This is a genomic window from Prevotella sp. TF12-30 (assembly GCF_003436715.1).
GTDB classification, from domain to species: Bacteria; Bacteroidota; Bacteroidia; order Bacteroidales; family Bacteroidaceae; genus Prevotella; species Prevotella copri_A.
Map to the genome: position 1 here is coordinate 1 of NZ_QSQJ01000060.1, position 11,891 is coordinate 11,891.

The 11,891-nt window shown below is 47.8% G+C and carries 9 protein-coding genes and 1 pseudogene; 2 read left to right on the plus strand and 8 right to left on the minus strand.

Features of this window, described 5'->3' with window-relative positions; all coding sequences use genetic code 11:
• Positions 1–152 precede the first annotated feature (152 nt).
• The 5 genes from DXD25_RS15190 to DXD25_RS15210 form a co-directional block, all read right to left on the minus strand.
• Positions 153–1,619 (minus strand): leucine-rich repeat domain-containing protein, encoded by a 1,467-nt coding sequence (locus DXD25_RS15190; RefSeq protein WP_117664237.1) that lies wholly within the window; start codon positions 1,617–1,619, stop codon positions 153–155.
• Positions 1,620–1,637: 18 nt separating this feature from the next.
• Positions 1,638–2,039: a hypothetical protein gene (locus DXD25_RS15195; protein ID WP_117664238.1), complete on the minus strand. Its 402-nt coding sequence runs from the start codon at positions 2,037–2,039 to the stop codon at positions 1,638–1,640.
• Between the two features lie 11 nt (positions 2,040–2,050).
• A complete protein-coding gene (locus tag DXD25_RS15200) occupies positions 2,051–2,251 on the minus strand; it encodes a hypothetical protein (protein WP_117664239.1) in 201 nt (66 codons plus the stop codon).
• Between the two features lie 657 nt (positions 2,252–2,908).
• On the minus strand, positions 2,909–4,096 hold the full coding sequence (locus DXD25_RS15205; RefSeq protein ID WP_117664240.1) for an FprA family A-type flavoprotein: 1,188 nt from the start codon (positions 4,094–4,096) through the stop codon (positions 2,909–2,911).
• A gap of 12 nt (positions 4,097–4,108) precedes the next feature.
• Complete coding sequence (locus DXD25_RS15210) at positions 4,109–5,044, minus strand: carbohydrate kinase (RefSeq protein WP_117664241.1); 936 nt, start codon at positions 5,042–5,044, stop codon at positions 4,109–4,111.
• Positions 5,045–5,164: 120 nt separating this feature from the next.
• Between DXD25_RS15210 and DXD25_RS15215 the strand changes: the two genes are divergently transcribed.
• Positions 5,165–6,556 carry a pitrilysin family protein gene (locus DXD25_RS15215; protein ID WP_117664242.1) on the plus strand — a complete coding sequence of 464 codons (1,392 nt, stop codon included), beginning with the start codon at positions 5,165–5,167 and terminating at the stop codon, positions 6,554–6,556.
• An 81-nt stretch (positions 6,557–6,637) separates the two neighbouring features.
• Positions 6,638–6,781 (plus strand): annotated as a pseudogene (locus DXD25_RS16775) (sialate O-acetylesterase); the annotation flags it as partial.
• 128 nt (positions 6,782–6,909) lie between these two features.
• Here DXD25_RS16775 and DXD25_RS15220 read toward each other — a convergent pair.
• The 3 genes from DXD25_RS15220 to DXD25_RS15230 all read right to left on the minus strand — a co-directional run bounded on the left by DXD25_RS15220 (position 6,910) and on the right by DXD25_RS15230 (position 11,325).
• Complete coding sequence (locus DXD25_RS15220) at positions 6,910–7,755, minus strand: hypothetical protein (RefSeq protein WP_117664243.1); 846 nt, start codon at positions 7,753–7,755, stop codon at positions 6,910–6,912.
• On the minus strand, positions 7,707–9,476 hold the full coding sequence (locus DXD25_RS15225) for a hypothetical protein (protein WP_117664244.1): 1,770 nt from the start codon (positions 9,474–9,476) through the stop codon (positions 7,707–7,709). The genes DXD25_RS15220 and DXD25_RS15225 overlap by 49 nt, the downstream gene beginning before the upstream one ends.
• Positions 9,477–9,684: 208 nt before the next feature.
• The gene (locus DXD25_RS15230) at positions 9,685–11,325 is read right to left on the minus strand and encodes a hypothetical protein (RefSeq protein WP_117664245.1); all 1,641 of its coding nucleotides are present in this window, start codon (positions 11,323–11,325) and stop codon (positions 9,685–9,687) included.
• Positions 11,326–11,891: the final 566 nt, after the last annotated feature.

The following is an 11,891-nucleotide window of genomic DNA, read 5'->3' on the forward strand; positions in this document are numbered from 1 at the left end:
ACTTTTTATTGTAGCTTGACACAGTTTAGTTTACACTCTCAAAAACAACTGTTAACTGTTAACTCTGTTAACCCCAGTTGTTCTTCCGCTCTTAATCATTCTAAAATCTTATCTATTATCTCCAATAAGAAATCTCCAATAAGCATACTATACTATTGAACAACAACTTTCTTCACGCAGCCATCGCTATACTTCACGATGTTCAAGCCCTTGGCAGGCACTTCCAATCGCTGACCATCCGCTGCATAGCGAGAGATTTCCTTAGCATCGCCAGAGGTCATAATATGATTGATGCCAGTTGCATCATACTCTACGATATTTGCAAATATACCCCAATTTGAAAGCCAATAATCATCATAAGTCCCTTTTGGAACATACAAGATGCATTTTTCCGTATTTGCATCCTTAAAAGTAGAAGCAAAAATTGATAAAGGAGATTTCCAACTTACATATACGCTGGTCAAGCCGCTGCAACCTTCAAAAGCAGAACTACCTATTGAGGTGACACTGGAAGGAAGGGTCAAGCTAGTCAAGTTTACACCTTTATAAAAAGAATAACTGCCAATTTTATCCACACCAGAAGGTATTTCTAACTTTGTAAGTTCCTGCCCATTGTGATAGTATTTAATTTCATCAACGGGAATCTTTGTCCAATCGTCGTGACTATAAGCAAGGCAGGTTTCTAAATCAGAATCTAAGAGACAATTACACTCTTTTAAATTATTGCACCTCTCAAAAGCAGACCAATCTATCTCGGTGACACTAGAAGGAAGGGTGAGGCTGGTCAAGCCGCTGCACGACTCAAAAGCATGACCACCTATCGAAGTGACACTGGAAGGAAGGGTGAGGCTGGTCAAGCCGCTGCACCACGCAAAAGCATAATCACCTATCGAAGTGACACTGGAATGAAGGGTGAGGCTGGTCAAGCCGCTGCACCACGCAAAAGCATGACCACCTATCGAAGTGACACTGGAAGGAAGGGTGAGGCTCGTCAAGCCTCTGCAATCTGCAAAAGCATAATAATCTATCGTGGTGACACCGGAAGGAATGGTGAGGCTAGTCAAGCCGCTGCAGTACCTAAAAGCAAACTCACCTATTGAGGTGACACTGGAAGGAAGGGTGAGACTGGTCAAGCCGCTGCACTTCTCAAAAGCATGACCACCTATCAAAGTGACACTGGATGGAAGGGTGAGGCTGGTCAAGCTGCTGCAACCACTAAAAGCATAATCACCGATGACATCATCCGATGTTGTATAATAATAAGAATTATGATCATAATAATCATAATAACCATAATAAAAATCTCCTCCCTCCACTATTTTAGCCTCTGAGAGATCCAAAGTCACCAACTTTCCCTCAGTGCCCATTCCCTTATAGTCACACCCCGCCATTTCGCGTATGAAACGAAGATCAGTGCCATTAATCTCACCCATAATCTTAAGATTGGTAATCTTATATTTCTTTGTATCCCCAATCTTACTTGGTAAAGTTCCTGCCTCTTCCAATTTGATAGTGATTTGCTTTGTTATCAAATCACCATCAGCTGCATGGATTGCCAAGCACCCCAACAGCATAAATACTGCTGTTACAAACAGACCTTTTAATGTAAATGTTCTCATATATCTTTTCTTAAATTATTATTCTTTTGTTGCTAATATTGCTGTAACAAAATCCTTAAAATCTTTTCTTTTTACTTTTCCACAAATCTGACATTTAGGATTCATCTGTGAATTTATGACATAATAGTCACCCTCACGCTCAATACAAGCATGAGCAAAACTATTGCGCAAATGCTTAAATAACGGTTTACAAACCTCCTTTCCCTTGTAACACAGAGTATTTGGTGTCTCTGGGAAACTCAGCTTTATTTTATTTTTGCTTGTATCATGAATCAAAGAAACTTTGTTTTTAATCTCAAATGGCACTTTCATATAGAAATATCCCTTATGATTACGCTTCCCCTCATTTTCATACTGATACAGAACGTCATATAAAAGCTTGAGGTCATCAGGCTTCAAAGAAGTTTTAAATTGTCCCATACACAAAAAGTTTATTGATTTTTATTGCGCTCTGCGATGATTTTATTGTATTCATTTTTAGTAAAATCCTGTCCACATTGCGTGCAAACATAATCACCAGTTTTCTCCTCTACATAGCCCCACCCCAAATGAGTTTCTTTCTCAAATTTAGGATGTGAACAAGGTTTGTTCCCCCATAATTTACGAAGTTCTTCTGCTTTTAAAAAATCCATATCGTTTCCTTTCCAAACCAACCCAATCACCCAAGGCTAGCAGCTAAAAAAAAACAGAAAGCGTGGGATCTCCTTGCTGCTCGTCCCACGTTCTGAGGCCTTCGCATTGCCCTACACTGTTGAACGAGCAACGTCGAAGCCCACGCCGATATGAATACACTTATCCCAATACAAGTATAAGACACATTGCATTACACAATATGCCATACCAGTAAAGGGATGTGGATAAACACATCCCGAGAGCATCTACCGTTGCGTTGTTCGTGACAGTGTAAGAAAGTTGCGAAGTTTCAGAACGTCAAGAACAAAGCGTCAAGTAAACGCCTTATTGTTATGTCGGAATACCTCAACCCTCCCTATTCCTCTTCTCAGCATCACCCATCAATTAAGAAGGAAGAAGCCTCAACTCGGCGTGAGCAGAATTGGTATCCACTTGCAAAGGTAAACAAAATAATCGAAAAGTTGCACATCTTTCACCAACTTTTTTGCTAGCAACATAGAAAAAAGTATGTGTGAGGGCACACAAGGGGAAATATCAATGATAAAATCTAGAAAATGTTCGAGCTGTACGGTTGAAAGTGAATAGAAAAAGAGCGGAAAAACAACTGTTAACTGTTAACTCTGTTAACCCCCAGTTGTTCTTCCGCCCTTAAACTTTTATTCTGCCAACAGCTTCTCTGCCATCGCTTTACCCAGCGCCTCGCACTGCGCCTTTACCTCTGGAGTAATCGCCTGCTTCATATCTACCGGCTCGCCCACTGGCTCGTAGTGGAGCTTGGTTTCGTTCCACTCCTGAATCTTAGCCACAGCCTTGCTTGCCCAGCAATGAGAACCGTACCAGCCTAAGAGGTGGTTCTTGACGTCCTTATTGGCAAGTTCGGAGAGGAGAACCTCCATCTCGTGATAAAGACCGGCATTGTAGGTTGGAGCACCTACGATAAGCCCCCTGTAGCGGAAGATGTCGCGCAGGATGTAGCTGTGGTGAGTCTTCGAGATATTATACATTACGATGTTCTTCACACCTGCCTTGCTTGCTGCACGGGCGATGATTTCAGCCATACGCTCGGTGTTGCCGTACATGGTGCCGTAGCAGATGACCAAGCCTGGCTCCGTCTCATACTTCGACATCTTATCATACATGCCGATAACCTTCTCAATATGCTCGTGCCAAACCGGACCATGGGTTGAGCAGATGTAATCCAGATCCACGCCAGCCAACTTCTTCAAGGCATTCTGAACAGGGATTCCATACTTACCCACAATGTTTGAGTAGTAGCGAACCATCTCCAGCCAGAAAGTCTCGCAGTTGATTTCCGTATCGATGATTCCGCCGTTCAGCGCGCCGAAGCAGCCGAACGCATCGCCCGAGAAGAGCACCTTGTTCTTTGCATCGAGGGATACCATGGTTTCTGGCCAGTGAACCATAGGGATAAGGACAAAGCTCAGATCGTGGTTGCCCAAAGACAGGGTTTCGCCATTCTTCACCTCTACCACATCATCTGTTACGCCGTAGAAGCCTTCGAGCATTCCCAGAGTCTTCTTGTTGCCCACAATCTTGATGTTAGGGTAATATTTCTTGATGAGGGCGATGGAGCCGCTGTGGTCAGGTTCCATGTGGTTGATGATGAGGTAATCGATTTCGCGGTCGCCAATCACCTCGTGAATGTTCTCGAGGAACTGGGTGAAGAAATCTACCTCTACTGTATCTACCAACGCTACCTTCTCATCGTCAATGATATACGAGTTGTAGCTCACTCCGTTAGGCAAAGGCCAGAGGCCCTCGAAACGATGCTTGTTGCGGTCGTTAACGCCTACGTAATAAATCTTGTTTGTAATTTCTGTCATATCCTTATATTTTTATAATTCCTTCTTCTTTTGCTCTCCGAATTCCTTGGAAACATAATTGTAGATGTCCTTGCAGCATTCGGTGGAGAATTCCTGGGCGCTCTTCAGGAGGCTATCCCATTGCGCCTCAGATAATCCACGGTCGATATCCTCGCGAGTGATTCCATCCTTGATCAGTCCGAATACGAAACCGGCATTGAAGTTATCGCCGGCTCCGATGGTGCTCACCGGCTTCATCTTCTCCGAAGGATAACTCTTGGCAAAGCCGTTCTCGGCTCTCACCTCTACAGGCTCAGCGCCCTGGGTGCAGATAAACTTCTTGCAGTAGAAGCTGATTTCGGCATTATACACCTTATCCGCCTCCGGTTTCTTGTAGAGGATTCCGAAGTCCTCGTGGCTGCCACGCACAAAATCAGCATACTCCAGGTTCTCTATCAGATTAGGCGTAATCTTCATGATCTCATTCTGATGAGAAGCACGGAAGTTGATGTCGTAATAGAGGATGGCACCGTGATTCTTGGCGTACTCCAGGAAACCTGCCACCTGAGGACGAACCACCGGATTCAGGGCGAAGAACGAACCGAAGAGCACGATGTCGCCAGGATTGATTTCGGGAGTGGCAAATTCCAGCTGGTCGTGGGGATGGTCCTTGTAGAAGATGTAGTCGGCATTGTTGTTCTCGTCGAGGAACGCCAGCGAGAGCGGCGACTTCGATTCCGGAAAGATGCTCACATTATCGGCATTCACCCCATTATCTCTCAGAAACTGAATCACATACTCACCGATACGGTCGTTGCCCGCCTCGCTGATAAACGAAGCGTTCACGCCCGCACGTCCCAACGAGATGACTGCATTGAACGATGAGCCACCCGGTACTGCCTCTATCGGCTTGCCGTTCTTGAAGATGATATCAAGCACGGTCTCTCCTATTCCTATAACCTTACGCATTGTTTTATGTCTCTATTTATATTTTTTTGGGGACAAAGATAATTCTTTTTGGCGATAATGCAAAATAAATGCCCAATATTTTGGATAAATTACATTTTCAATGTAACTTTGCACCTTGAAATGAAATATAATACTTATACATTAGACAACGGACTCCGCATCATCCACCTGCCATCAGATAGCCAGGTGGTGTATTGCGGCTATCAGATAAACGCCGGCACCCGCAACGAGGAGCCGGGCGAGGAGGGCTTGGCTCATTTCTGCGAGCACGTCACCTTCAAGGGCACCGAGCGCCGAAAAGCCTGGCACATTCTCAACTGTCTGGAGAGTGTGGGCGGCGACCTGAATGCCTACACCAACAAGGAGGGCACGGTGTATTACTCCGCCATCCTGAAGGAGCACATCGCAAGGGCCGTGGACCTGCTTTCCGACATCGTCTTCCACTCGGTTTATCCGCAGGCGGAAATAGATAAGGAGGTGGAGGTAATCTGCGATGAGATAGAGAGCTATAATGATTCGCCTGCCGAACTGATTTATGATGAGTTTGAGAATATCCTCTTCAAGGGTTCGCCGCTGGGGCACAATATCCTGGGAACTGCCGAGCAGGTTCGGGCTTTCAAGACGGAGGATGCGCTGAGGTTCACGCAGAAGCTTTACCGGCCGGATAATGCGATATTCTTCGCATACGGGGATATTGATTTCAAGAAGCTGGTGAAGCTTATCCAGAAGGCTTTGGGAGAGTGCCCAAAAGGCCGAGAGCTTGCTTGCTCGGCGGATTGCAAATCCGCCGAAACGCCTACGGAAGAAAGGATTGCAGAAGAAACGCCTACTGGCGAAACACCTACGGATGAAAGGATTACAAAAGAAACGCCTACTGGCGAAACACCTACGGAAGAAATGGAAGCAGGCGATGCAAATCATAAAGTTCAAAGCTCAAAGTTCAATGTTCAAAGTAAAGTTGCTGGCCAGACAATCGTGATGCAGAAGAATACCCATCAGGCTCATGTGATGATTGGAACCCAGGCTTACGATGTGAACGACGACCGCCGAATGCCGCTCTATCTGCTTAATAATATGCTGGGCGGACCGGGTATGAACGCCAAACTGAACCTCGCCCTCAGAGAGCACAACGGCTTGGTTTACACCGTAGAAAGCACGATGGTGGCTTATGGCGACACGGGCACCTGGAGCATCTATTTCGGCTGCGATGAGCACGACGTGAAGCGCTGCCTCCGCCTGGTTCGCAAGGAGCTGGATAAGTTCATGCAGAAGCCATTGAGCGATGCGCAGCTCAAGGCTGCCAAGAAACAGATTAAGGGCCAGATAGGCGTGGCTTGCGACAACCGCGAGAACTTCGCCCTCGACTTCGGCAAGAGCTTCCTGCACTATGGCTGGGAGAAGAACGTTGACCGCCTCTACGAGCAGGTGGATGAGATTACCGCCGCCCAGATTCAAGCCGTGGCTCAGGAACTGTTCGATAAAGACAGGCTCACCACCTTGATTTTCAAGTAGTTTCTTGTTGAGCACACGAACCACAACAAGGATGTCCCTGCCCTCAATGCCCTGATCAAGGATATCGCAAACCGACGTGGCTTGACCTACATCGACCTCTTCTCTGAGTTCGTGACCCCTGGAACTCAGGAAATGAACCCGGATTACACCAACGACGGCTTGCATCTGCTCGGAAAAGGCTACCAGAACTGGGTTAGAATCCTGAAGCCTTATCTTGGAAAATAAAGAGAAACAAAGAAAAATAAAGAGAAACAAAGAAAAATAAAGAGAAACAAAGAAAATCGGGCTGTTAACTGTTAACCTGTTAACTGCCCGATTTCTTTTTCCTTAAAAACACCCAATAAGAACAAAACCTACGCTGCCATTCCCGGCGTTCCGTAATGACCATACTTGGCGATGAACTTAGCCGTCTTGGAGAAGGTATTATCCTCGTTCTTCACGATGAAGCCACGCTTCTTCCAGGTGCACAGGAGGACAGCAAGCTTCGTCTTGGTGCCATGAACCATGCAGACTTCCTGAATCTCAGCCTTATCAAAAGTATCATGAACGAAGAGCAGAAGATTGCTCACACCGGATGCATGATAGATAGAACGGTTGTCTGCATCTATCGCCTCCTGCATCTGATTGCCGAAGAAACGCATCTTGCACCACAAATCATACTTCACGCTCCATACGATGAAATCCTCTATCGCCTTCTCCCACTTCTCGCCATTCGCCAGATAGAGCACCATCGCCCTGCGGAAACCATTCGCCAAACCACGCTTGGCAAACTCGGCGTAAGGCTTGTTGTAAGCCAACTGAGCCAGTTCCATAAGCTCACTGCCCAGGCGCTCGATAAGCTGGCGCACCTTCCTGCACTCCTTGGAACCGCTGGCGGCATTCAACTGATGGATGTAAGGAGCCAGCTGCGACTTAAACTGCGCATCATAATTCCCCACAACCGGACAAGGAGCGAACTCGGGAAGGAAGATAGTGGCAAGCGACAATCGGCTCACGGCTCCATCAGCCACCTCACGAACCGAGAAGAACTTCTGGGTAACGGCGATGGTGCTGGAAGCATTCCAGTTGAAACGGGTCTTCACGCGGGCAGTAACGCTCTTGGTGCCCACACGCTCCTGACCATCCTCAGAATTATCCCAGCAGAGACGAATCAGCTGGCTAGGGTCGTTGAACTTCTTGAGCATGTCCACCTCGTCCATCTTGCAGTAGAGATAAGCGTCGCCAGCCTTCTGCGCATCGTCGAGACGCTGGATGTAGGCAGCACGGGTAAGGTCGGGCGAACGATGCGGATGCAGATGTCTTCCGGACGCACCGGCTTCTTCTTATTGTCGCCCATGGTGTTCACCTCGTCCTTCCAATCCTGCTCCTTCTGACGGTTCACCTTATCCATCTGCACCAGGTCTTCGATGATGCAGTCGATAGGTCCGTTTACCGCTGATTTGCCTGACGACATCGGTGCTACGAGCAGATTCATCATTGCTGCCTCATGTACCTGATTGTCGATGTAGCGGAAGTTGACGCCCTTGAGATGAGCGGCAAGCGGAGGAAAGACCGCCATCGCCACAGGCGCCTTGAAATCGGCTGGCACCTTGCTGGTGAGCAGCTTGATGAGCTTAGGCAAACGGGCAGGCATCTGAGGGGGAACATCGGCGTAGATTCCCGCCTTCTCGGTGGCCTGCTTGGCGAGATAGTTCTTGCGGGCGAGCTCCACCGCCTGCTTCACGAGCTGAGGCATTTCCGAGGATTGAGCCACCTTGCAGGCACTCTCTACAGAGGCGAACGCCTTCGCCTCGTCTTCGCCGAAGATTTCGATTACCTGCTTAATCCAAGCCGCCTCGCTATTGCAGATGTATCTGAGCAGGCAGGCTTCACGATAGATGAAGTTGTTGCGGTTGCCATGGGCAGGAGCACCGCCCATCAGCTCCACCAGCGCCTTGGTAATCTCCTCATAAGGAACGCCATCGTATGTCTGCTCATACTGCGCAGCATTGGCTGCCTTTCTCGCCTTCTCCTCCTCGCTCTCGATAGGCTGGAAATCTACGGTTGGAGCAGAATCAATATCCATCGGACGACCGTCAATATCCAGTCCTCTCTTTCTGTAAGCCTCACGATATTCTGCCACGGCTTCCTTATCCAGGTGCTTGTACCAGTCGTCGGCAGTATAGATCTGGCTCACGGCATCGGTGATGAAGATGATGCGCTCAGGCGTAACGCAGCTAGGGTCTTCGGTGGCATGGATGAGCTTGCAGAAGGCGCTCTGAGCCTCAGCGATGGTCATTCCGACAGGGATACGGATGTCGATGTGCGCCTTGTTGCGAGCCGAACGTTCCACGTGAAGCACTTTTCCCTTCCAAAGCTCGATGTCATCGGCAGAGAAAAGCTTCTCTCTGAAAAGCTTCTCGGCAGGATCATCAAACATTCCGTTCAGCAGCAGAGCATTCTTCACCGCCGTCTCCACCTCCTCCGGGTTGTCGATGTCAACGGTGGTTTGGAAGGTGAAAGCCTCCGGGTCGATGGTCTTCTGGGCACGATGGTCATCGAGGAAGTGGAAGTAATGAGGAGAGCGGAACGGCAACTGCTTCTTGAGGACGGAAATCTGCTTGTCGAGCTGCTTGAAGGTCTCGCCTGCCTTCACCTCCTCCTGCTTCTTGATGATGGCGAAGGCAAGGTCATCCTCGTTCTGATACTGCGCAGCATCCACAGCCTCAGCCGCCTGCTGCAGCATCTGCTTCTGCTTGGCGGTGAGGTCGCGAATCTGACCTACGAGGGTGCAGAGCCAAGGCTGCTTGGTAAGCTCGGTGTAGTAATCGAGAAGACAAGTGGAAATCTTACCCATATTCGCATTGCGGTTAGGGTTCATGGCGATGAGACGACGGCTTATCTGCTTGCACTCATCAAAAGAAAGATTGTTGTTTACCATTTGAATATTATTTAGATTATACAATGACTGGATTACTGAAAACCAGCCACTTCTCTTCCGAAAAGCGATGCAAAGATAAACAAAAAAATAGCCGTTTACAAGTTTTTTTTGAAATAAAAAAGCAGGGGTATAAAGAGGGTATAAAACAAGGTATAAAGAATCATCAAAGGGTATAGGAGGGGTATAAGCGAGGTATTAATATACCCCGCTAGCTACCATCTTCCGCCGTCATCTCGTCATCATTCTTGGTGTCCGAGTCTGGCACTTCCTTATCCACCTGTTTCGGCAAGATTTCCTTCAAGTCCACATTCTCCAAAAAAGCTGTTGCGCCCAAAATCTTCTTGAAAACATTCACAATATCGCAATAATGATTGAATCTTTCTAAGCTTACCGAGCCCAACTTATCTGAACTAAGTTTCCACCATTCCAGAGCCGCATATTCGAATGGGTCAGATTTCACCTGCGCAAGATCCTTCCATTTGCAGAGCGGAGCACGCTCCGTATTCTCCGGAGGTAGTTTTTCATACAGGTGGGCCAGATGTTTGCAGAAGGCTGTAGGAGTTCCCATATTGAATAGCCCCCACCCGTTTAAGAGGCGGAACACAGGAAACCAGTCGGATTGCCTTTTCACCAGCACTTCAGGACAGCCTTTTTTCTTATAAACCGCTATCTTCGGAATTACCAAATCAACCAGTTCCATGAATTTCTCTTTCTTCACTTCGTTCGAAGGCTTGGCACCCACCGCCTTCATCGCCTTCATCGCCAGCAGCGCCTCCTCGTTGCCGTGCTTGCCCCACTGCTTCACATCGCTCACCCTGCCGTTCATAATCATCAGTACGATGCCCGAGAGCAGCTGGAGCATCATCTTGCGGGGCACACGCTTATAGAATACCTGGCGGAGGAAATCTACCGGGTCGGCCTTGAACGTGGGATAGAGCGAATATGGGAAGGCATAGAGCTGCTTTTCTATGGCGTCCAGCTGGTCTTTATAGTCGTAGGCACCCGTCTGCTTCTGCTTGAGGGCGATAGGCGCATCTACGAAGAACGACTGGGCTGCCCGTTCACGATAAGCGGAACTGGTGATGAATCCCAGTTCGGTAGTCAGGACTTCGCCCATGCGATGGATTTCCTCATCATCTATCAGATAGAGCTTGTTGAGGATCCGGTTTCTTGTCTGGGTCATTTCGCGGGAATAATCGCTCCGCTGTATTTCCATGAAGCTGCTGAGCCGCTCCCTAGCCTCTTCCAGGTTGTCGCGCAGCTCTGCCTCCAGCGCCGACCGGGAATCGGCACCAAGGGGATTCTTATCGGCATCTGCGGAATCTGAATCATGAGAGGAATCTGAATCCCGTGAGAGTTGCTCCTGGATGCTGATGATGTCGTTGATGACGCCTTCCAGCATCATGGTGCAATCGCTGAAACGGGTCAGCTTGTCGATGGGCAGAATGGGTCCGGAATAGTGCCAGTCGTCATAGATTCTGTCATCATAGATTTCCCTGCGCGCCTGCTCTATCTCCTGCTCAGATACATCTATCCGCACCTCCACTATCAGCTGGAGTCCCGACTTCTCATCGCCTCCCTCCTTGCTGTTGCTTCCCAAGCATCGGGTGCGCAGGTTCCTGCCCTTCCGGGCAATGATGAGGGCTCTTACGTCCTCGCCCTCCAGGGCTGAGACATAGCCGATGAAAAGCTGCTTGTCGTAAGCCTTCACTGCCAGCATATCAAAGGGATTGGCGTCATCGGGCACGAGGCAGATGGTTCTGCCCTCTGCCTCCCTGGCGTATTCTACCTCACGACCCTTCACGTCGTTGTGGGTAAGACCTACTATATGGAATTTCAGTTTCTTCATTTTATGTTGTTATTATTGTTTTTATGTTGTATTTTGTTTGATGTTGCTGTATTTTGTTTGATGTTGTTATAGTCGGGTACAAAAGTACGGCTTTTTGATGAACCCACCAAGCATACTTGTTTAAATTTCCTAAAAGAGCATCTGGGAGCAGCAGGGGTTAACAGGGTTAACAGTTAACAGCTGTTTTTTCCTACTTTCCCCTTGCGTACCTTATTATTAAATATATATATATACTTATTTTTATATATGTGTGGGAGGGGGAGTATGCATTTTTGGGGTGTTAACTGTTAACCTGTTAACTCTGCCCGGTTGATGAGGGGGAGATGGGGACAACGGGAGATGGAGGGGCAAATGGGCTTATATGATGGCTTTAACGGGTCATAATAGATGACCAATGCCGGTCATCATTTATCGTTAGAATAAGGACAAGAGAAGGCAGAATACTACGATTTCACATCGGCCAACCTATGACTTCCCTGGCAGAAAACCATGAGTTGCGGGGCAGAAAACTATGGTTTAGTTTTTTTAACATAAAGCTCTAAAGCAGCCTAAGGAGAATAAGAGAG